At 68.0% G+C, this 21141-nt stretch carries 18 protein-coding genes and 4 pseudogenes; 9 read left to right on the top strand and 13 right to left on the bottom strand.

Annotated features, from left to right (window positions below):
* The first annotated feature begins 234 nt into the window (after positions 1 to 234).
* Entirely contained in the window at positions 235 to 1551 is a 1317-nt protein-coding gene (locus CCN51_RS11740; RefSeq protein ID WP_014182340.1) for a hypothetical protein, read from the top strand.
* Between the two features lie 38 nt (positions 1552 to 1589).
* Here CCN51_RS11740 and CCN51_RS11745 read toward each other — a convergent pair whose 3' ends face one another.
* The gene (locus CCN51_RS11745) at positions 1590 to 2168 is read right to left on the bottom strand and encodes a beta/alpha barrel domain-containing protein (RefSeq protein ID WP_014182339.1); all 579 of its coding nucleotides are present in this window, start codon (positions 2166 to 2168) and stop codon (positions 1590 to 1592) included.
* Between CCN51_RS11745 and CCN51_RS11750 the strand changes: the two are divergent.
* The 6 genes and pseudogenes from CCN51_RS11750 to CCN51_RS11780 form a co-directional block, all read left to right on the top strand.
* A pseudogene (locus CCN51_RS11750) lies at positions 2152 to 2839 on the top strand (ATP-binding SpoIIE family protein phosphatase); the annotation flags it as partial. The gene CCN51_RS11745 and the pseudogene CCN51_RS11750 overlap by 17 nt on opposite strands.
* Positions 2840 to 3008: 169 nt before the next feature.
* Positions 3009 to 5855 carry an excinuclease ABC subunit UvrA gene (uvrA, locus tag CCN51_RS11755; RefSeq protein ID WP_014182338.1) on the top strand — a complete coding sequence of 949 codons (2847 nt, stop codon included), beginning with the start codon at positions 3009 to 3011 and terminating at the stop codon, positions 5853 to 5855.
* Positions 5852 to 6862: an RNA polymerase sigma factor gene (locus CCN51_RS11760; RefSeq protein ID WP_014182337.1), complete on the top strand. Its 1011-nt coding sequence runs from the start codon at positions 5852 to 5854 to the stop codon at positions 6860 to 6862. Before uvrA ends, CCN51_RS11760 begins: the two co-directional genes overlap by 4 nt.
* 319 nt (positions 6863 to 7181) lie before the next feature.
* Positions 7182 to 7505, top strand: a complete 324-nt coding sequence (locus CCN51_RS57255) for a WCX domain-containing protein (RefSeq protein ID WP_014182336.1) — start codon at positions 7182 to 7184, stop codon at positions 7503 to 7505.
* A gap of 182 nt (positions 7506 to 7687) precedes the next feature.
* Positions 7688 to 7945 (top strand): annotated as a pseudogene (locus CCN51_RS11775) (2Fe-2S iron-sulfur cluster-binding protein); the annotation flags it as partial.
* Positions 7946 to 7979: 34 nt separating this feature from the next.
* Entirely contained in the window at positions 7980 to 8129 is a 150-nt protein-coding gene (locus CCN51_RS11780) for a carboxymethylenebutenolidase (RefSeq protein WP_014182334.1), read from the top strand.
* A 247-nt stretch (positions 8130 to 8376) separates the two neighbouring features.
* On the opposite strand, the gene CCN51_RS11785 is transcribed toward CCN51_RS11780, so the two are convergent.
* From CCN51_RS11785 to CCN51_RS11835, 9 genes and pseudogenes are all read right to left on the bottom strand, one after another.
* On the bottom strand, positions 8377 to 9519 hold the full coding sequence (locus CCN51_RS11785; RefSeq protein WP_014182333.1) for a hypothetical protein: 1143 nt from the start codon (positions 9517 to 9519) through the stop codon (positions 8377 to 8379).
* A gap of 83 nt (positions 9520 to 9602) precedes the next feature.
* Positions 9603 to 9805, bottom strand: a pseudogene (locus CCN51_RS57260) (integrase); the annotation flags it as partial.
* Between the two features lie 272 nt (positions 9806 to 10077).
* Positions 10078 to 10302 (bottom strand): translation initiation factor IF-1, encoded by a 225-nt coding sequence (infA, locus tag CCN51_RS11800; RefSeq protein ID WP_014182332.1) that lies wholly within the window; start codon positions 10300 to 10302, stop codon positions 10078 to 10080.
* Positions 10299 to 11090 carry a GNAT family N-acetyltransferase gene (locus CCN51_RS11805; protein ID WP_014182331.1) on the bottom strand — a complete coding sequence of 264 codons (792 nt, stop codon included), beginning with the start codon at positions 11088 to 11090 and terminating at the stop codon, positions 10299 to 10301. The genes infA and CCN51_RS11805 overlap by 4 nt, the downstream gene beginning before the upstream one ends.
* Before the next feature lie 1531 nt (positions 11091 to 12621).
* Positions 12622 to 12837 carry a hypothetical protein gene (locus CCN51_RS11815; RefSeq protein ID WP_078610815.1) on the bottom strand — a complete coding sequence of 72 codons (216 nt, stop codon included), beginning with the start codon at positions 12835 to 12837 and terminating at the stop codon, positions 12622 to 12624.
* Positions 12838 to 13071: 234 nt separating this feature from the next.
* A complete protein-coding gene (locus CCN51_RS11820; protein WP_014182328.1) occupies positions 13072 to 13755 on the bottom strand; it encodes a DUF169 domain-containing protein in 684 nt (227 codons plus the stop codon).
* A 10-nt stretch (positions 13756 to 13765) separates the two neighbouring features.
* Positions 13766 to 15310: a linalool dehydratase/isomerase domain-containing protein gene (locus CCN51_RS11825; RefSeq protein ID WP_014182327.1), complete on the bottom strand. Its 1545-nt coding sequence runs from the start codon at positions 15308 to 15310 to the stop codon at positions 13766 to 13768.
* A gap of 38 nt (positions 15311 to 15348) precedes the next feature.
* Positions 15349 to 15966: a hypothetical protein gene (locus CCN51_RS11830; protein WP_148276957.1), complete on the bottom strand. Its 618-nt coding sequence runs from the start codon at positions 15964 to 15966 to the stop codon at positions 15349 to 15351.
* Positions 15963 to 16841 (bottom strand): alpha/beta fold hydrolase, encoded by an 879-nt coding sequence (locus tag CCN51_RS11835; protein ID WP_014182325.1) that lies wholly within the window; start codon positions 16839 to 16841, stop codon positions 15963 to 15965. Before CCN51_RS11835 ends, CCN51_RS11830 begins: the two co-directional genes overlap by 4 nt.
* 630 nt (positions 16842 to 17471) lie before the next feature.
* Here CCN51_RS11835 and CCN51_RS11840 point away from each other — a divergent pair.
* On the top strand, positions 17472 to 18158 hold the full coding sequence (locus tag CCN51_RS11840) for an SDR family oxidoreductase (protein WP_014182324.1): 687 nt from the start codon (positions 17472 to 17474) through the stop codon (positions 18156 to 18158).
* 329 nt (positions 18159 to 18487) lie between these two features.
* Positions 18488 to 18712: pseudogene (locus tag CCN51_RS11845) on the top strand (integrase); the annotation flags it as partial.
* Positions 18713 to 18982: 270 nt separating this feature from the next.
* Here the strand turns inward: CCN51_RS11845 and CCN51_RS11855 are convergent.
* From CCN51_RS11855 to CCN51_RS11865, 3 genes are read right to left on the bottom strand one after another with little or no spacing between them, the layout of a single operon-like run.
* A complete protein-coding gene (locus tag CCN51_RS11855; RefSeq protein WP_014182321.1) occupies positions 18983 to 19726 on the bottom strand; it encodes a cation efflux transmembrane domain-containing protein in 744 nt (247 codons plus the stop codon).
* Positions 19726 to 20061: an ArsR/SmtB family transcription factor gene (locus CCN51_RS11860; RefSeq protein ID WP_014182320.1), complete on the bottom strand. Its 336-nt coding sequence runs from the start codon at positions 20059 to 20061 to the stop codon at positions 19726 to 19728. The genes CCN51_RS11855 and CCN51_RS11860 overlap by 1 nt, the downstream gene beginning before the upstream one ends.
* A 51-nt stretch (positions 20062 to 20112) precedes the next feature.
* Complete coding sequence (locus CCN51_RS11865; protein WP_014182319.1) at positions 20113 to 21126, bottom strand: cation diffusion facilitator family transporter; 1014 nt, start codon at positions 21124 to 21126, stop codon at positions 20113 to 20115.
* Between the last annotated feature and the right edge of the window lie 15 nt (positions 21127 to 21141).

The raw sequence follows: 21141 nt of genomic DNA on the forward strand, positions 1-21141 counted from the left end.
CACCGGATGGCTGTGGCAGGCCGGCGTCGCACAGGCCGCCGAGCCCGAGGCTCCAGCGGCCTGCCCGGGGCCGCTGGACACCCTCGTCCTCGGCGACACCGCCTCGGAGACCGCACACGCGCTGACCGCGACCCGCTCCGACACCGTCACCGGCGGTGGTTCGACGACGTCACCCTCGTCGCGCCCGCCGGGTCGGACCTGGCTCCCGTCGTCCGCCGCGACGCCTGGGCGAAGATGCTGCTGGACAGCCGCGAGTACTGGCGGCAGAACTTCCCCCAGTACACCAACCAGGCCATCATCTGCGCCCTCGGCCTCTACCTGGCCGACCGCGGGATGACCTTGCTCGGCGCCAAGACGGCATGGGGCGAGACCAAGGCCCGCGGCTACCTCTATCAGTCCCTCGGCCTCGCCCCCTGGCTCGGCCCGGAGGACAAGGACGGCCATCCCGCCAAGCCGCTGGGAGGCTCGTACTACCAGGTCAGCGGAGAGGGAATCTCGAAGGAACTCGGATTCGCCGGCAACTACGGCGAGCTCCAGGACTGGCTGGCCCTGGTCTACGACGCGGTGATCGGCATCGGGGGCGTCAAGGACACCAAGCTTCGTGACCACCTGATCAAGATGGTCAAGGCGCGTGCCGTCTTCCACCACCCGGCGCTGGATGCCGACGGCTACAACGCCATGCGCTACGAAGCCGTCATCGGCTGGCGCGACGGCGGATACCCCGGCAAGGTCGCATACGACGAGGGCAACAAGTGGGACGGCCACCCGATGCGTCTCGCGACCCTGCTCAAGGACCCTGACCTGACCTCGTACGCGCGACAGTCCGTCTCCGACAACCAGGTCTTCCAGGTGCTGCAGGAGGCGTACGACCTCGGTGCGTCCGCCCGCACCAACCTCCAGATGCTGTCCACCGCCGACGACTACTCGTACATCACGGGCTCCACCGGCAGCAGAGCGCTGCTGCCGATGACGCCCGGCCAGCCGGACTTCGTGTTCTCCGACGAGGAGAACGGCTTGGTCGCCGTCAAGCACGGCGACGAGATCCTCTACGCCTCCCTGTACTGGCGGGCCCGTTGGGGCATCAACCGGCTCGCCCGCGTCCACCTCATCACCGCCGAGGGCATCGAGAGGTCCGCGACGGTGTGGCAGGACGTGCGATACGACGCCGACGGGCGCTCCTTCACCGAACCCGACTGGATCAACTGGGAATTCACCACGCCCGATCTACCCGTCCCGGCCGGCGGTTACAACCCGCCCGGAGACGTCCCGCACCAGGCGTTCGCCGGTCAGGTGCTGCCGCTGGCCAAGGCGCCCGCGGACGTGCCGAAGCTCACGCCGGGCACAGAGAGCCCGTACGCCGGACGCGCGTCCTTCTACCAGTGTGAGTACGGCCCGTACCTGATCGCCATGAACACTACGGCGGATCGCACTTACACGTTCTCCACGAAGGGCATCGGCGCCTCACACAACCTGCTCACCGGCACGAAGGTGCCTGGCAACACCACACTCTCGGTACGACCGGGTACCACGGTGGTGCTGCGCAAGCGCTGACAACGTCGGGCAGAGAGCTGGCCGGCGAGGTCGACGGGTCAGATGCGCGGGCCGACTGCCCAGGGAAATGCGCTGCTCTTCGAGCGGATACCCTGTGCAGCCTTCGAGCGGTTCGGTTCCCCCAGTTCCATGAGCAGATCCTCTCCCTCGGCCACCAGGTCCGCGAGCACCTGCGGTGTCAGCCAGTCCGGGCGCAGCGCGAACAGCAGATCCTCCGAAGCGGTGTTCCCGCTGGCTCCGGGCGCGAAGGGGCAGCCGCCGAGACCGCCGAGGGCGCCGTCGAGCAGGGTCGCCCCGTTTTCCGCGGCGGCCAGGGCGTTTGCGACGCCCTGGCCCCACGTGTCGTGCCCGTGAAGGGCGACCCGCCGGTCGGTGACCGCCGCGACCCGCGGTCCGGATCCACCGGCCCCTCGAACGGGCAGGTGAACGCGGTCGCGAGGCAGAGCTGAATCCGGGCGCCCGCCGCGAGCGCGATCGACACGGCCTCCGGCATGGCATCCAGGGAAACCTTCGTGTCCCGGCCGATGTTGGCGTTGTTGTGTGTGTCGGAGACCGAAAAGCAGTACTGGACGTTCCTCCGCCAGCGGCGGCACCAGGTTCGTCGCGCCGGACGGCACGGCGTCGCTGCTTGAGCTGCCTGCCGGGCCGCCGCTTGGCCTGGGGGGGCCTGCCGTTCGAGTCGACGACCGTGACGCTACCGGAGGGAAGCCTGCTCGGCCTCTACACCGACGGCCTGGTGGAGTCCCGCCGACTGGGTATCGACGTCGGTCTGGACATGCTGTGCGGAGCTCTGAACACACCAGGTGACTCGCTGGAAACGCTGTGCGACCGAGCAGTCGCTGCGCTGCTGCCCGACCGCCCGGCTGATGACGCCGCGCTGTTTCTGGTGCGGTCCCGGCGACTGGACGCCGGACGAGTCGCGGTGTGGGACATTCAGCCGGAGCCGGCCGCAGTGGCCTAGGCCAGGGCCGATAGTGTCCGCCAACTCGCTGCGTGGGGACTGGAAGAGAACGCGTTCGTGACCGAGCTCGTGGTGAGCGAACTGGTCACGAACGCCCTCCGGTACGGCAGCCCGCCCATCCAGCTCCGGTTGATCAACGACCGTCGGCTGCTCTGCGAAGTCTCCGACGGGAACAGCACCGCACCCCATATGAGGAGAGCGCGTGCCTTCGACGAGAACGGGCGGGGCCTTCTGCTCATCGCGCAGCTCACCGAGCGGTGGGGCACCCGGCAGACCTCCACAGGCAAAACGATCTGGTGTGAACAGGGATTGCATTGCTCAGGATGAGCGCGAGAAGTCAAGCATGTCGCAGGCGGCATTTTTCGTGCGCAATGCAATCACCGTGCCCTGTATTGCTCACACTCTCGAAGCACCCGTCAAGGGCGATGTTCATCACAGGAAATCCGGCGACGATGTGGGCCTTCACCAGCGGTAACGCGGTGCTACCGTCGAGAAAGTGAGAAATCGCCTCGTCGTCAAAGGTGCCCGTCAGCACAACCTCCGAGACGTCTCGGTCGAGCTCCCGAGGGACGCGCTCATCGTATTCACCGGTGTGTCCGGATCCGGGAAATCGAGCCTCGCGTTCGATACGATTTTCGCGGAAGGGCAGCGGCGTTACGTCGAATCCCTCTCGGCCTATGCGCGGCAGTTCCTCGGGCAGCTCGACAAGCCGGACGTCGACGTCATCGAGGGGCTGTCGCCGGCGATCGCGATCGACCAGAAGACCTCAGGGCGCAATCCGCGCTCCACCGTCGGCACGATCACCGAGATCTACGACCACCTGCGCCTGCTGTATGCCCGTATCGGCCGTCCGCACTGCCCGGAGTGCGGCGAACCGGTGAGCCGGCAGACGCCCCAGCGCATCGTGGACCGGCTGCTCGAACAGGAGGACGGCACCCGCTTCCTGGTGCTCGCCCCGGTCGTCCGTGAGCGCAAGGGCGAGCACGCGGAGGTCTTCCGGCAGCTGTCCGCCGACGGCTTCAGCCGGGTACGAGTCGACGGGCAGGTGCTGGCCCTGGCCGCACCTCCCGCGCTCGACCCGCGCAAGAAGCACTCCATCGACGTGGTGGTGGACCGCGTCGCCGTCCGGCCGGGCATCCGGCAGCGGCTGACGGAGTCCGTGGAGACGGCGCTCGGACTCGCGGGCGGTGTCCTGAGAGTGGAGTTCGTGGACCGGGACGGTGGCGATCGCGAGACGGTGTTCTCGGAGAAGATGGCCTGCCCCCGTTCCCACGACATCGGGCTGGAGTCGCTGGAGCCGAGGCTGTTTTCCTTCAACGCGCCATGGGGTGCCTGCCCATCGTGCACGGGCCTCGGTTCGCGCACAGAGGTCGACCCCGACCTGGTGGTGCCCGACGACACCAAGTCGCTGGCCGAGGGCGCGATCGCGCCCTGGACCAACACCAGTGGGGCCGACTACTTCGCCCACCTGCTTCAGGCCCTTGCCGCGGAGCTCGGGTTCAGCACCGCCATGCCCTGGCGTCAACTGCCCGCCGTCGTAAGGAAGTCGGTGCTGTACGGAACGCCGCGGCAGCTGCACATCTCGTACCGCAACCGCTTCGGTCGCGAACGCTCCCATCTCGCCCGCTACGAGGGCGTCGTCCCGCACATCGAGCGCCGCAGTGCTGAAGCCGCCGACGGCGGGACCGGGGCGCGGGACCGGTTCGCCGGATACCTGCGCGAGGTGCCCTGCGCTGCCTGCGGAGGCGCCCGACTGGCCCCGGGAGTCCTGGCGGTCACGGTCGGGGGTCGGAACATCGCCGAGGCATGCGCCCTCCCCCTCGACCAACTCACCGATTTCCTCAAGGACTTGCCGCTGTCCGCGGGAGAGCGTCGGATCGCCGAATCCGTCCTCTCCGAGATGGGGGAGCGGCTGCGGTTCCTGCTCGACGTAGGCCTCGACTACCTCTCCCTCGACCGGCCGGCCGCCTCCCTCTCCGGCGGGGAAGCACAGCGGATCCGCCTCGCGACCCAGATCGGGGCCGGGCTGTCCGGAGTGCTGTACGTCCTGGACGAACCGTCCATCGGCCTGCACCAACGGGACAACCAGCGGCTGATCGAGACGCTGAAGCGGCTGCGCGACCGCGGCAACACGGTCATCGTGGTCGAGCACGACGAGGAGACCCTGCGGGCCGCGGACTGGGTGGTCGACATCGGCCCGGGCGCCGGCATCGAGGGAGGCAGAGTGGTGCACTCCGGAACCGTGCCGGAGCTGCTGGACCACCCCGACTCCGTCACCGGCGCCTACCTCTCCGGACGCCGTGCGATACCCGTCCCCGCACGGCGGCGAGCGGTGGCCGAGGACCGCACGCTCACCGTGCACGACGCCGTCGAACACAATCTGCGGAGCGTGACGGTGTCCTTTCCGCTGGGCCTGTTCACCGCGGTCACGGGTGTCTCCGGTTCCGGCAAGTCGACGCTCGTCAACGACATCCTGCACACCGCCCTGGCCCAGAAGATCCACCGTGCCCACAAGGTCCCCGGACGGCATCGCACCATCACCGGGACCGAGCACATCGACAAGGTGGTCCAGGTCGACCAGTCGCCCATCGGCCGCAGCCCCCGCTCCAACCCCGCCACGTACACCGGTGTCTTCGACCACCTGCGCAAGCTGTTCGCGCAGACCCCGGAGGCCAAGGTGCGCGGCTACCAGCCCGGACGGTTCTCCTTCAACGTCAAGGGCGGCCGCTGCGAACACTGCTACGGCGACGGCACGATCAAGGTGGAGATGAACTTCCTGCCCGACGTGTACGTGCCGTGCGAGGTCTGCCAGGGCGCCCAGTACAACCGGGAGACCCTGGAAGTGCACTACAGGGGCAGGTCCATCGCCGACGTCCTGGGGATGACGGTCGCCGAGAGCCTGGACTTCTTCGAAGGCCACCAGATCATCTCCCGCCACCTGCGTACCCTGCACGACGTGGGACTCGGCTACGTCAGGCTCGGCCAGCCGGCCACCACCCTCTCCGGCGGCGAGGCACAGCGCGTCAAGCTCGCCGCCGAACTCCAGCGCCGGACCCGCGGCCGCACCCTTTACGTCCTCGACGAGCCGACCACCGGCCTGCACGTCGCCGACGTCGACCGGCTGCTGACGGCGCTTCGACGGCTGGTCGACGGCGGCAACACGGTCGTCGTCATCGAGCACAACCTGGACGTGGTCAAGACGGCCGACTGGCTGATCGACATGGGGCCGGAAGGCGGTCACCGAGGCGGCCGCGTCGTCGCCGAGGGCACGCCGGAACAGATCGCCACCCACCCGCAATCACACACAGGACGTTTCCTGCGCGACCTCCTGGAGACGTCATGAGCATCATGGTGGAGACGGAGTCCGGGCTGGAGAACCCCGCGGACCTGCCGGCGGCGGAGGACGACGAACCGACCGCGCTGCTCGACACCCCGGTCGGCTCGACCGACCCGGTGAAGGACTACCTCAAGCTCATCGCCCGGGTGCGGCTGCTCACCGCCGAGCAAGAGGTGGACCTCGCCAAGCGCATCGAGGCCGGACTGTACGCCGAGCGGCTGCTCCGAGAACGGCCCGGCCTGGACCGGCACTCGCGAGGGGAGCTGGGCGCTCTCGCGGAGGACGGCCACCGGGCGAAGACCCACCTCGTCGAGGCCAACCTCCGCCTGGTCGTCTCCGTGGCCAAGCGGTACACCGGCCGGGGGCTGGCGTTCCTGGACCTCATCCAGGAGGGCAACACCGGGCTGATCAGAGCAGCGGAGAAGTTCGACTACGCCAAGGGCTTCAAGTTCTCCACGTACGCCACCTGGTGGATCAAACAGGCGGTCAGCCGCGCCCTCGCCGACCAGAGCCGCACGATCCGGGTGCCGGTGCACACCGTCGAACTCATCAACCGGATCGCACGGGTACGCCGGGAGCTGATCCTCGACACGGGAGCCGAACCCACTCCTGAACAGGTCGCCGAGAAGGCGGAGGTCCCCGTCGGGCGACTGGCCGAACTCGACGGCTACACCAAGGAACCGGTGTCCCTGCATGTCGCGCTGTCCGACGAGGGGGACAGCGAGTTCGGCGACCTCATCGTGGACAGTGACACACCCTCGCCCTGGGACATGGTCACCTTCTCCCTCCTCCAGCAGGCCCTGCGGACCCTTCTGGCGGAGATGACACCCCGCGAGGCGGGGATCATCTCGCTGCGCTACGGGCTCTTCGGCGGCCGGGCCCGAACCCTGGAGGAGATCGGCCAGGTCTATGGCGTCACCCGCGAACGCATCCGGCAGATAGAGTCCAGAACGATGAGCAAGCTGCGGCACCCGTCCCGCTCTCAGGCGCTGCGCGACTATCTCGACGACTGACGCGGAAGCCCGGAGAGCACGGCTTTTCGGGATGACGGCTCCAGGCGGGGAGTCGGCCCTGTTCGGCGGATGATTGCGCCGACTGGAGAACTTGTCGGCGGTAGTGTCGCGGCGGACGCCGCCATCGTGGGCGCCGGCTTCGCGGGTTGTGGGCGGCCTACTACCTGCTGAAGGAGGACCCCACTCTCAAGGTGGTCCTGCTGGAGCGCGAGCACGCGGGGTTCGGCGCCTCGGGCCGCAATGGCGGATGGTGCTCGGCAATCTTCCCGGTCTCGCTGGACCGGGTGCGCAAGCTGAGCCGGTGCAGCGTCGTCGCGGCTTGGAACTCACCGACGTGTGGGAGGAGTTGCGCCGCAACATCGACGATGCCCCGGCCCATCTGCGCGTCGTGGTGCGGGTCCGGAGCAGCGTCTTGGGACGCTTCCTGCGGCTGCACCAGGCCGACCTGGCCGGGCCACCGCCGGCCGGGGCCCGGGGAGAGGGCGACTCGGAGTGGGTCGAACTGGAGCTGCGCTTCCGGGAACTCGGTGCTGCCAGGCCATTGCTTGCCTTCGGTACCAGGGTGGAGGTCGTCTCGCCGCCGGAGCTGCGCGAGGAACTCGCCGGTGTTGCCACGGACATCGCAGCCCTTTACCGGACTTGACCATGGCGCTCGGCACTGGCCGGAAAGCGCTGGTCAGGCGCATCTGAAAGATAACGATTCGGTAACCCGTCGGCTCTGTATGCGTTAGGGTTCACATCGGAAACGTCGTCCGTTGCCTTGCCTTCCGTCGGGCGATCAGTTGCGGAAAGGGTGCAACTCTCCGATGCCGTAGTCGGTCTGACGAAGTCGTCTGCGCCCAGTCCGAGCTCACGGTCCAAGTTTCCCCGGAACACAGCGTGTTGTCGGCACTGAGGGCAGCCGGCATTGACGTCCCGTTCTCGTGCACCGAAGGCATCTGCGGCACCTGTGAGACGGAGGTTCTGGAGGGCGAACCCGACCACCGGGACTCCGTGCTCAGTGCCGAGGAGCGGGCGGCGGGCGAGACGATGATGCTCTGCGTCTCCCGCGCCCGCGGCCCGCGCCTCGTCCTCGACCTGTGACCGCCGCACCGCCCCAGAACCCGGGAGAACCCCCATGTCCCATGTCGAACAAGTCGACTTGACCGGTCTGAGCGACTGCAGCGGCGGCTCATGCCGGCTGGCCGGCTACCTCGCCCGGCCCGAGGGCGACGGCCCCTGGCCCGGCGTGGTCGTTGTCCACGAAGCCCTCGGCTCGACGACGTGATGCTCCGCCAGGTCCTCACCCGCACCTTTCTACGGAGCAAGCGCGAGCAAGCCAGACGCCGCGGACACCACGGGCCTGTCTCGCTCGGGCTTCCTGTGGTTCCCCGGCAAAACGCCAGGCCACAGGCGAGTGATCAGGAGCGCGGAGATGAGAAGCGCCCTCGAATGCAGGGCCTGATCTGCCAAATACAGCCCAATATATATGCGGGTGTTCGGAGTAGGGTCACGATCGAGGGGCCGGGTTTCCGTCAGGCGAGTCGCCAGTGACACAGCCGCGCACTCTCGCCGCCCGGCGGCCAGCTGGTGGTAACCCATGTGCCGTCTCCGGCGGCGGTGAGCCAGTGCCACCTCTCGCCGCTGAAGGGGTACGTCACACGGGCGATGCGCTGCAGGGTGTCGACAGCCAGCAGTTCGTGGGTGAGGGGTTCCCGGGTCGCTGCCAGGACCATGTTCTGGTCGAGGAAGAACGCCTCGTCGTACCTGTCGTGGTCCGTCTCGACCTCGTCGTCCATGTCGTCCATGTCGTCCGTGTCGTCTGACTGCTCGAAAAGGTTCATGCGGAGGTAGCCGAACGCTCCGCCAAGCCACATGGTGCCGTCCGGGTGAACGTCGAGCGGGCGGCTGGAACCCTCCGAGTCCTCGCCCTCATTCCAGCGCCCGCACCACCCCGATATGTCATGCCCGTCGAAGGAGGACGAGCCCATGTGCCGTCCGTCCGGGAATATGACCCAGCGGTCCTGGCCGTATGGCCCGTCCTTGGTGACAGTCATGTCGGACAGGGAAACCACCCACGACGCGCTGTAGTGCCCGGCATCTTCGACCTCTGACCCGTCGTCGTCCTCCATCCCCGGAAACACGCGGAGCTCGTCGCGGTCGGGACGGAACCCCGCGCAGGCCAGGACCGGGTCTCCGTCCACATTGAGCCGAGCCGGGTGGTCGGCTTCCCAAACGATGTCGCCGTCGGGCCCGACGCAGGTGGTGTGACGCATGCCGGCGAAGACCGCCCAGCGTCCGCCGGGGTGGACATCCCAGTTGTACGTGCCGCGACCGCGAAAGCTGTCGGGAACCGGGAAGCGCCGACAGACGCGCAGGTCCGAGTCGAACAGGAGAACGTGACCGGAGAGGTCATGAACGGCCCAGCCGCCCCCGGCTCTCCGCACTTCGCCCGCAACGGGCTCGTCCGACTCGAGTATCAACTCAGCACGCCTAAGAGGGAGATCCATCACGGCGCACAGCTTAAGTGCCGGGCCCGACACTGCCCCCTGTCGAGCGTCGCCGGCGCGCTGAGTCCGAGGGGATGGCTGGGCGAGATCGAAGGCGTCGACCAGACACTCACCCGCCTGGGCAAACGCGTGGAAGTCCAACGCGCCCTCGAACGCACAGCGGTCCATCTTGGACTCCCGGCCGTCCGCACATGACACTCACCAGCGTCCGATGCCCATCACCCCGACCCGTTCGAGTGAAGTGCAGAGAGGGGTATCAGCCCGGACAGGGCAGCGAACCAGAACCGGTCAGCGGGCTCATAGCGGACCGTTCCGGCCAACTGGCGACGCAGGACGGCGTTCTCGTGCCGCAGAGCACCAGCAGTTCCGCATCCCTCGTCGTTCCACGACGGAGGAGCACCGCTGGAACCATCAGCAGCTTCCGAGTCACGCTGTACAGCAAGGACGCGATCACGGAAGACATCATCCCAGCGGACGGACCGCTACCCTGCCTACCTGCGGCGATGACTTTTCGAGCGGCACAGCCTGCAGGGCATCCTGTACGTGCTGCACAACGACATCGCTTGCCAACTGCTGCCCCTGGAGATGAGGTTCGGCTCGGGCCGGACCTGCCGGCGGCTGGAGCGGTGGCCGTCGCGGCCGTGCGAGCCAATATCGGGGCCCCGGTCACGGATACGACGTGACCGGGGCCCCGGGATCAGCTACCGCGGAAGGTGCCGACCGCCGCTAGTTCCGGTACCGGAACACGATCCGGCCGCGCGTCAGGTCGTACGGCGGGAGCTCCACCAGCACCCGGTCTTCCAGGTAGATCTTGATGTAGTGCTTGCGTATCTTCCCGCTGATGTGCGCGAGCACCTGGTGGCCGTTCTCGAGCTCCACGGTGAACATGGCGCTGCGCAGGCACTCGACGACCTTGCCCTCGACTTCGATGACGTTCTTGTTCTTCGTCATCGCACCAGCTCCAGGTTGCTGCTCATCGGCCGGGCGCCGATGCCCTCGAACAGCGCCGAGGCTGCTTGGTTGGACTCGTGGACTTCGGTCCAGGCTGCGGTGAACCCGGAGCGGTGGAGCGTCCCCAGCGCGTGGGCCAGCAGCGCCCGTGCGATGCCGCGGCGCTGCTCGCCGGCCCGGACCGCGACCAGCCCGATGCGCGGCCGGTTCACCGTCACCACCCGGATCAGACCCAGGTAGCGGTCAGGCGCCGCGGCCACCGCGTACTTCGACGGGTCGACGATGGTGTCGCCTTCGGGGCGGGGAATTACCTCCGCGGGCATCGACTGCCACCCGACGGTCGCCTCGACTTCGTCACGGATCGCGCGGTCCACCGCCCGCAGCAGACTCTCGTCGGCCTGACCGGCGGGCACGATCGTCACGCCCGAAGGTGGCAGGACTACTTCGAGCCCTGTGACCTGCGGGTCGGTCGGCACGACGTACTCCCACTCGCGGCGCCGGATCGTGAAACCGGCCCGCCGCCAGCCGGCCGTCAGCTCGACGTCGGCTTCGTCGACCACTGTGTACAGCGGCGTAGGCAGTTCCGCCAGCATCGCCTCGGCGAGCCGGTCGAAGGTGGCGTTGTGCCAGGCGTCGATGCTGACGAACAAGCGTCCGTCGGGCCGGTGTTCCGCATGCCCGCGGCCGACCACCAGGTCGTCATCCAGGGCATGCCATTGCCTGTCCGCGACGCGCGTGATCATCACCGCGTTCTCGCTCAGGCCAGATGTGAAAGGCTTCGTGTTCATCGGAGTCTCCTTCCAGGAGTGCCTCGATCTCAGGCGCTCCTGGCGACACCGAACGTCAGCCGCCGGACCGTGACGGGTTGAGGGAGCACCCACGGGTAACTGTGTTCACGGGGCTCACCTCCATACGACGACTCCACGGTCCACCACGAAAGTAGCAGCGGGGCACCGCCTCGCTCCAATCATTTCCGTAGGCCTACAGCGCCGTACCGTGCCCCCGTGCGCCGTCGTCAACCGCAAGCCCTCGAGGTCACCCCATCGATTCGGATGCTCTCTGCATCGAGAGGCATAAGAACCCCTTGTCGGCTCTCGACCCCCTTTCGAGGTGGGAGCACGATCTCGTGCTCCCCATGCGACAGGGGGGAAGCTGTGGGCTGAGGGCCTCGGTCGGCGTGTTTCCGCAGGCAGCCGGTGCTCGGGTGTCCCGACCGCAAGGTGCCTGCTGCGTCAAGACGAGGTAATGCCCCTTGGCGTCTGCCGGCAGGCGGGGCACTCCCAGGGCGTGGGCGCCCTATCGGGCTCTGTAGCGCCGTAGCGAGACAGTCGGCAGGTGCCCTCGCGCGCTAAATAGTGTGCCAAGTGACTGCTGGACTGGCTGCCCCGATCGTGCTGCTGCGACTGGCTTACTTGGGTGTGACGAACGCGTTCGCGATGCTTCGCCTGCTGCCGATGACCGACCGGGACAAGGACGCGGAGATCCTCGCCCTGCGCCACCAGATCACCGTGCTGGAACGCCAACTCGGCAAGGACAAGATCCGGTTCAGGCCGAGCGATCGGGCGTTCCTGGCGGCGCTGCTGCACCGACCTGCGGGGAGCGACCGGACCAGCCGCCTCATGACCACCTACACCGTTCGGTCGACCCGTACGCCGGCTCGGCGGTCGGCGAAGGCGCCTCCGAGCGGGCCAAGGCCCAGGCCGAGAGGTGAAGGCAGCCGAGTCCGGTCGTACCTGATCGCGGTGGTGAAGCCCCGGCATCACCAAGGGCACCGACGAGAGGCACGACATCACCGCACCGCCACCGGCCTCCTCATCGGCACCCCCGCCTACATGGGCCCCGAGCGCTTCTCCGGCACCTTCGACCACGCTCCGGCCGTGTACTCGCTCGGCTGCACCGCCGCGACGGGCGGCATCGACACGCTGCTGGACGCGGGTGCGCCGTCGGCACCCGCAGCCTATCCACGTGAGCAACACCCCCCGGCGGTCCCCGCAATGCTCATATTTTTCAGGAGTTGTTTTTTCGGCACCAGGCTTCCGATCCATGGGGGCATTTCGGTGGCGATCAGCAGACCGCGTGCCGCAAATGCGATGAATCGGCAAGGGTTCAGCGTGCGAAGGGCAGGATCTCTCCGTATGCCTGCGAGTACAACGGTTCGGTGGGTGAGGCCTGGGCGTCGGTCATCTGGACATGCCCGTGGCCACTAAAGCCTCCGTGCGCGGCTTGATCCGAAACCCAGTGCGGGGCGGCCTTCGGCTCAGAGGCACGAACCCAGTCGTACAGCGGATCAGGTCGCCTTCGGAGAAATAGAGATCAGCTTCATGGCGTCCAGGGGGAGATCCATGCGCATGCGGGTGGTGAGCTGCCATCCGACGAAGGGGCGGAGACCGCCAAGCCCAGCAGCCTGGAGCCGTCCGGGGTGGTCTCGAACTGCTGGGTGGCCAGGTGCCGGCCGATGCTGTCGATGACCGCGGCCTGGTGGAGGTCAGCGTGGGTGTCGATCCCGCCGACCACCGTTATGTCCTGTGCTGCCATGCTGTTGTGTGCTGCCCTTCCAACGCGCGCCGATGGGAGGGCGCGGGCCGGTCGGGCAGACGGACAGGACAGTGATGGGACCTTTGGCCGGGCTCCTATGAAGTCACGGACGCCCGACCGGCCACACGCCGGGCGGCACCGCCCGGCAGGCCGACGATTCCAGCCAAGGACAACCGAAGCGTCAGTCAGTCGGAGAGTCGGACCCCCGAGCGATGCCATGACCAATCCTCACTGTCAGTCGAGCGCGGCGAAACGTCGGCGGTCGGTGGCGGCATAGCCGGTGGCCGCCTGGTCGGCGGCAACGGCCTGCCGCAGGCGGTCGATGACCGCGGGCAGGCTCGCGGAGGGCAGCGCGCAGGTCATCTCCTGCGCGGGCAGGCCGGTACGGGCCCGGCTGACCGCGCATCCAGGGCTGACCGCGATCTGGCCGCTGTAGGCCAGCGGAATGATCTGGCATTGCGGCCTGGTGGCGAGCCGCAGGTCCGGGCACGCGCCCTGGAGTGTCATGAGCGAGGAAGGTGAGAGCCGGACGAGCACGACGTCCGGGCTGGTTGCGTCGGTGAGCGGTTCGTAGCGGATCGACGTTGGCCGGAACGGCAGGTGTGCGACGAGGCCGAAGTCTGCTGGGGTGATCCATCCACTGCTGATCAGGGTGGCGGTGTCGGCCCCGGACGCGGCGGTGGCCATGTCGATCAGGCCGTGTGTGTAGCTTCCGGTGCTGCAGTTGGCGTGGTCCGCGGCGCGCGTATCGAGGGGTTGCCGCTGGGCGGGTTCCCAGAAGCAGCAGCCCGCGGGCTGGGCGGGGAGACTCCTGTCGCTGGAGGTGGCGGGCTCGGTGCCGAAGGTGATCGCGACTGGCGGGTGCGCGAGGCCGAGGAGTTCGATGAGCGGGACCGCCGGCGCGGATGCGGGTGTCATTGGGCACCTTTCATGTGCGGGGACTGCTTTGCCGGGAACTGCCGCCCGGGAAGGCGACCCGGATCTGATGGTCGCCGATGGTGAGGTCGAGCCGGATGGAATCGCTACCGGTGACGAGCCAGCCGGTCGAGTCCTGGTTGTCGACGGTGACCGAAACCTCAGCGGGGCCGGGGAGCTGATCGATGGTGAAACTGGTGGGTTGTCCTCGCCGTGACGGTGTGGCGCCCGTGGTCTCGATACTAAGGACGCGGTGGGCCATGTCATTCTGGGCGCGCCGGATGCCGATGTTGGGATAGTCGACGCCGTGGAGTCGCGGTTCCGACGCCGACGCGAGCCGGGAATCGTTGAAGATCCGCCACCACGCTCCCGGGCTGCCGCTCTCGACCAGCATCAGGGTGGCGTTGACCTGCCCGCGGGGCCAGGTGGAGTCGTAGCCGAACCAGAATGCGAAACGGTCATTCTCCTCGCCGAAGAACCGGGGCTGGAATTCACTCTCGATGAAGTCCCGGATGCGATCTTCGGTGGCGGTGTCCTCCACCTCATGTGCCATCCACATGGCCGTGCTGAGGTGGTTGGGGTCGGCGTGGAGCCTGCTCAGCGACAGATCCGGGTCGGACCAGCCCAGTCGCCGCATCGCCAGCTCGTAGATCCACAGAGCGAACTCGCGGTCCTGCGGGTACAGGTACAGCAGGCAGGGGAACACCCCGTGGGCTACGGAGGGTCCGGGCATCGAGTGGAGGCGTTGCTCCATCGGGTCGTAGTAGAGCGCGAAGGTGCGCAGCTCGCCGGAGCGGGTCAGGCTCATGTAGTGCCGGCGGAGGTAGTCGATCCAGCGTGGGAACGGCTCGCTGAGGGTGGTTCCGAGCTGCGCGTCGTAGAGTTTGAGCCCGAGCCCGGCGGCGCTGACGCAGAACGGCCAGATCTTGGTGTTCTCGCAGTGCGGGCCCTGAGGGCGGCTGCGGAACTGGGCGGAGATGAATTCCGCGATCCGCGCGTGGGTCCAGGTGAACTGGCGGTTCTGGTATCCGGTGATGTCGAGTGACTGGTGCTCGGTGGCCTCTCCGGAGACGTAGCGGCGGATGCCGAGGAGCAGGTTCAGCCAGCCCCGGTAGAAGACGTTTCCGTCGGCGCCGACCGGGTCGGGCTGCAGTCCCCATGGTTCGAGCCCGTTTCCGGTCCATCCCGGTACCGTGTAGCGGCCGCGAAGTGGTTCGGGGATGAAGGTCTGCCACGCGGGGGGATAGCGGTCCGCACCGGGATCGGGCCCGATCAGTGTGCACCAGTCGACTGCGCCCCAGAACGAGGTGTAGCGGCGGACGAGTTCGTCCGAGATGCGGGTGTAGACCTCCCGCCATGCCGGGGTTGCTTCGAGCATGACCGGGAGGACGTATGACATGTAGTGGAGGTCGAATCGGGGGAAGGAGCACATGGGCGGCGCGGTGTAGCGGTCCCACCACGGGTGGGGTTCGCCCTGGTCGCTCCAGTCGTCCGGGGTGGTCGCCTTGTCCCATATGAACCGCAGCCAGCCCAGAGCGCGGTCGTTCAGCCCGGGCATGGGCGTTGCCTCCGCAGAGGGCTGGGCGCGGGTGCTCATCATGGCTCCCGCAGCGGTTCCCCGTTGGTCCCGCGTACGATCCACAGTTTGGTCCGCGCGTTCCAGGCACCGGTCCACTGCGGGTCCAGTTGCCGCACAGCCGGCTCGATGGTGATCTTCTCGACACCGTTCGCGGCCGGGTCGTGTGCCACGTAGGCGCCCGGGAGGGCCTGCCGGGGAGGACCGGCCCCGCCGATGGGCACCACTTTCCGGATCAGGCCGCGGAACCACATCAGCAGCAGATGGTTGCCCTCGACGCGGACGGTTCCGTGGATGCGGTCGCGCATGATGGCGTCGATGGCATCTGGTGACGTCAGGTCGCGAAGCGCGTGACCGCTGCTGGTGAAGCGGACCGCGAAGTCGGGTGCCGCGGCCCGGCCGGCCGAGGTGGAGACGCGGCGCCGCTGACCGTCGAAGTCCCAGTGCCGTGCGGGACCGTCGTCGGCGGAGATCTCGACCGTGAGACTGCGTGTGATCTGGGACCGGACCGGTGCGCTGAACCGCGACGCCAGCACCAGCCCATGCCCGAGCCACCACAGCAGCGCCCGCAGCGCGGTGGCCGGCGCCACGTGTGATGCTCGCTGCCGCCTGCGCACCTGGTTGCTCATGTCCATCATGGGGCCTTTTCTTCACCGGCACCGGACAGGAAGCTGTGGACCAGCGCGGCGAATTCCTCGGGCCACTGCCAGAGGAAGCCGTGTCCGGAGTCGGGGTAGATCCTGACGCGTGCGTTGGGCAGGTGCTTGGCCAACAGCCAGGAGTTCGGCGTCGGGATCATGATGTCGTTGTCACCGTTGGCGACCAGCACCGGCTGGGTGATCCCGGCCAGCCGATCCAGCTGGGACGGGTCGGGGATACCCCATTCGGTGATGGCGTCCATCTGGGCGTCGCGGGCCTGCAGACCGGCGGGCTTGTCGCGGTCTTCGGTGCGGGAGGCGCGCCGCTCCAGGAACTCCCGCCCTTTTTGCTGGCTGGTCGGGGTGACTTCGAAGAACAGGGAGAGCAGATCCTCGGGATGATTGTCGGCAACGTTGGCGAGGGCCTGGACGTCGTTGATCCAGCCGTGCATCAGCACGCCGCTGCGCGGCCCGGTGCCGGCCAGTACGAGCCGGCGGACGAGCTGGGGACGGATCAGGGTGAGTTCCTGGGCGACCATCCCACCGATGGAGAATCCGAGCAGGTCGATCCTGGTCAGCCCGAGCGCGTCGACGAAGGTGATGGCGTCGCGGGCCATCTCGGTGATGGTGCGCGGCACCGTCCCGGAGGACAGGCCGACGCCGGCGTTGTCGACCGGGATGACCTCGCGGTTGGATGCGAGGGCGCCGAGCAGCAGCGGATCCCAGTTGTCCAGGTTGCCGCGGAAGTGCTGCAGCATCACCAGCGGAAGCACGCCAGGGGCGGGAGTCCCGAACCGCCGGTAGGCGTAGGTGACCCCGTTGGCACCCTCAACGAACTGGTTCGGGGCGGTCAGCGCGACGTCGGCGGTCGACATGATCAATCAACCCTTCTTTCGGCCGCTTCTGGATCCCTGCCTCCGCAGCAGGCAGGCTCGCCATGCCCCCACTAGGTGACTGAGCTAGGTGGCCGAGCGTGGCCCGCCGTGGCCGCGTTGTACCTGAATATGAATTGAGGCCTCAAGCCGCCTCCCCGTGTGCGGGCCGACCTCTCGCTTTCGTGAGGTGGGTTCACCGACGTAGCCCGCGGCCGGGGCACAAATCAAACCTACGGCGCAGCCCGCCACGTCGCATGTCGAGCTGGTCCGGGTTTCGCGGAGTCCTTGAGTCGCGGGGCAGCTCATCCGGCAAGAGGGCCACTGGCCTCCTGGCTCGGCTGACAGCGTCGCCTCCTGTCGATGGATGACCCGGGGTATGCCATCGGGGCCCGATGGGTGCCCGTCGCGTACGCTGATGAGTGACCCGGCTACCGCCCAGCCAGATGCTGTGTCCAGCCGCAATCGGACGACAGCTGCCTCGCCGACGAGCACCACAAAACGCGAGCTTGTCCCCGCGGCGGTCGTATGCGGCCACCGAGCACCTGAAGCTCGGTCCGGCCACGCAGGCACCCTTATCGACCTCATCGACAGGCCTACCCGAAGAGGGCAGGCAGGCGGCAAGGAAACATGATGGACATCAAGGGTTCGGTTGCCCTGGTAACGGGAGCCAACCGCGGAATCGGCCGCGCATTCGTCCGCGCACTGATCGAGCACGGAGCAGCCAAGGTGTACGCCGGCGTCCGGGACCCGGCAACCGTGACCGGCGAGGATCTCATCCCACTCCGCCTGGACGTCACCAGCCCCGACGACATCGCCGCAGCCGCAGCGACCGCAGATGACGTCACCATTGTCATCAACAATGCGGGTATCTCAAGCGGCGACACCGGCCTCCTGGAGGGTCCACTCGACGGTGCGCGCCAGGCCATGGAAGTCAACTACTTCGGCACCTGGGCCGTCTCCAGGGCCTTCGCCCCCATCCTTCAGCGCAACGGCGGCGGTGCACTGGTCAACATGCTCTCCAGGGCCTCCTGGGCCGGGCGGCCCGACTTCCCCGGATACGCGGCCTCCAAGGCAGCCCAGTGGTCCCTCACCGACTCCCTGCGCCAAGGCCTGCGGGAGCAGGGAACCCTGGTGGTGGGTGTCCACGCAGGCTTCGTCGAGACCGACCTCAGCGCCCGGATCGACGAACCCAAGATCACCGCAGTCGACGTGGCAGAGCAGGCCATGCAAGCCATTGCCGACGGCCGGACCGAAGTCCTCGCCGACGAGCCCACCAGGCAGCTCAAAGCTGCCCTCTCCCAGCCTCCTCAGCCCTGAGCTGGGGGTCGTCGGGCAGTCAGGGCGTCCGATCACTTCGATGCAAGGGCTCTGTCGCGGGGTTCTCCTGGTTTCGCCCGCGTCGTGCGAGGTGTTCGTGGACGGTTGCGACCAGGTGGGAGTCGTCCACAGTGGCGTGCGTGGTGGCCACGTCCACGATCAGGTGGGGCAAATCCTCGCAGGTCTCGCTGTAGTGGACCTTGTAGCCGTCCCAGATCAAGCCGGTTTGATCGCGCGGCGTGCGTCCGTATCGTGTGGGCTGACCAGCCGGAGTCTGCCCGGCGGGAGGTCTTTGCCCTCCCGCCGGCGCATACTCGCCTTGCGCCACCATGGTGCTGGAACGCCAACTCGGTGAGGAGCGGGTGGGGTTCACCCCGAGCGAGCGGGCATTTCTGGCGGCGCTGCTGCACCGGCTCCCCACGGACGTGTTCCGCAGAGTGCGGCTGCTGGTGGCCGCTTCCACTGTCTGGGAGATCCTGCAAGAGGCCGGCGTCGATCCAGCACCCGAGCCCTCCAGCACGTGGGCGGACTTTTTACGCTCCCAGGCCGACGCAGGTTGACCTTAACTAGTCCGGAGGGTCGTGCACCGCCGGGATGTTGTCGATGAGGAACTGGCAGGCCCGCCGGTGTCGCGGCCAGTGCGGCGGCGCCGAGAAGTGCGACTGCGAAGAGCACTCCGGCCCGCCAGGAGGCCGAGCTTGGGGTGCCCGACAGGCCGCGGAAGCCCGAGTCGCCGGTGTGGCGGCGCTGGATCAGTGTGCGCACGCCGAAAGCGGAAAGCAGTCAGATTCCGTACAGCGCCAGTGCCGCCCAGGCCCAGCCGGTCACCGGGCGCTCGTCTCCTTCGAGGGGGCGCAGCACGAGCAGTCCGGGCCGCAGCCGCAACCGCCCTGCTCCGTCGCGGCCGTCGCGTCGGCCATTCCCCCGATGGGCACCGCGCAGCAGCTGTCGCCCCGCCACGCCTCACGGCCCTCTTTGACCGCGACGACTGCGATGACGAGGGCGGCGATGGGGTCGGCCCAACTCCAGCCGAGCAAGGAGTTGGCGAGCAGTCCGACGAGGAGAACGGCTGACAGGTACGTGCACAGCAGGGTCTGTTTGGAGTCGGCCACTGCTGAGGCGGACCCCAGTTCGCGGCCGGCGCGGCGCTGAGCTGCGGACAGGAACGGCATGATCATCAGAGAGAGGGCTGCCAGCACGATGCCCGGCGTGGAGTGTTCGGCATCGTCCGTGCTCGCCAGTGCCCGTACGGAGTCGACAGTGACGTAGGCGGCGAGGGCGAAGAAGGACAGAGCGATGATCCGCAGCGCGTTTTTCTCCCGCGCCTCCTGTACGGCGTGGTCGGCGGCGGAGAATTGCCAGGCGACCGCCGCAGCGGAGGAGACCTCGATGACCGAATCCAGACCGAAGCCGATCAGGGCGGTGGATGAGGCGAGGGTGCCGGCGGTGATGGCGACGATCGCCTCGATGACGTTGTAGGAGATGGTGGCGGCGACCAGCAGGCGTATGCGCCGGGCCAGTCGGGCGCGGCGGTCCGGAGTCGGACTGAGGGAGACGGACGTTGTCATCAGCAGCAGCCCTTCTCTTCGGCGTCCGGGCAGGTGCGGTCGGCTTCGACGGCGAGGATGGCGCCGCGCAGGTCGTCCAGGGCGTGGCCGAGGCGGGTGTCGGCCAGTTCGTAGCGCACGCGTCGGCCCTCGGGGACGGCGACGACGATGCCGCAGTCGCGCAGGCAGGCGAGGTGGTTCGACAGCCGGGTGCGGGAGATCTCCAGCCGGTCGGCGAGCTCGGCCGGGTGGGTGGGCGCCTCGCGGAGGGCGAGGAGGATGCGGCAGCGGATGGGGTCGGCGAGGGCGCGGCCGAAGCGGGTCAGCGCGTCGATATCGGAGGCAACGGTCAGCACAGCTTCGATGATACAGAGATTCCTGAATTCAGGGAATCGTGGATTATTGATTCAGTGCTCGTGCGGCTCATCCCGGTGGACTGGCCCATGCGGGTCGTTGCAGTGCCCTGTCTCGTCGACCGTCACGTCACTGGTCAGGGCGACCTGAAGCACTTGTTGCGGGGTGTGGTCGACCTGCAGGGTGGTGTGGGTGATGCCGTAGTCGTGGTGCAGGAGTTCTTCCAGGTCGCGGCGGACGGCGTGGCAGTCGCCGCCGGGCTGCACCAGGACGTGCGCGGACAGGGCGGCCTGGCCGGAGGTGATCTGCCAGACGTGCAGGTCGTGGACCTCGACGACGGCCGAGCGGGCGACGAGTTTGTCGCCGAGGACGTCGGGGTCGACGTCGGCGGGGGCGGCCTCCAGGAAGATGCGGCCGGACTCGCGCAGCAGCCCGTATCCGGCTTTCACCATGAGAGCGACGACCACGAGCGTGGCGATGGCGTCGGCGCGGGCGAAGCCGGTGAGAACGACGACCAGGGCGGCGATCGCGGTGCCGATGAAGGCGAACAGATCGTTGAGGATGTGCTGGTAGGCGCCTTCGACGTTGAGGGAGGAGCGGTTGGCCTTGGAGATGCACCAGGTGGCGGCCACGTTCACGGCGATTCCGGCGAGGGCTGTGGCGAGCATCAGGCCGCCCTCGACCTCCGGTGGGGAGATCAGCCGGCGCACGGCCTCGTAGGCCAGCCATGCGCCCAGCAGAAGCAGGGTCAGACCGTTGGCCTGGGCGGAGAGAATCTCGGCGCGCTTGAGGCCGTAGGTGTAGCCGCCGCGGGCCGGGCGCGCGGCCAGCCGCATCGCGATCAGCGCGAGCACGATGGACGCCGCGTCGGTGAGCATGTGCGCCGCGTCGGAGATCAGCGCGAGGGACTGGGCGATGATGCCGATGGCGACCTCGATCACCATGAACGCGGTGATCAGCGTGAGGGCGATCGCCAGCCAGCGGCGGTCGGCGTCCGCCGAGACGCCATGCGAGTGCCCGGAGTGGCCGCCTCCGCCGTGTTCGTGCTCATGGCGGTGATCGCTCATGTTGTACGCCTTCCC

Origin of the sequence: Streptomyces milbemycinicus (genome assembly GCF_002154605.1) — a bacterium.
Classification (GTDB): Bacteria; Actinomycetota; Actinomycetes; order Streptomycetales; family Streptomycetaceae; genus Streptomyces; species Streptomyces milbemycinicus.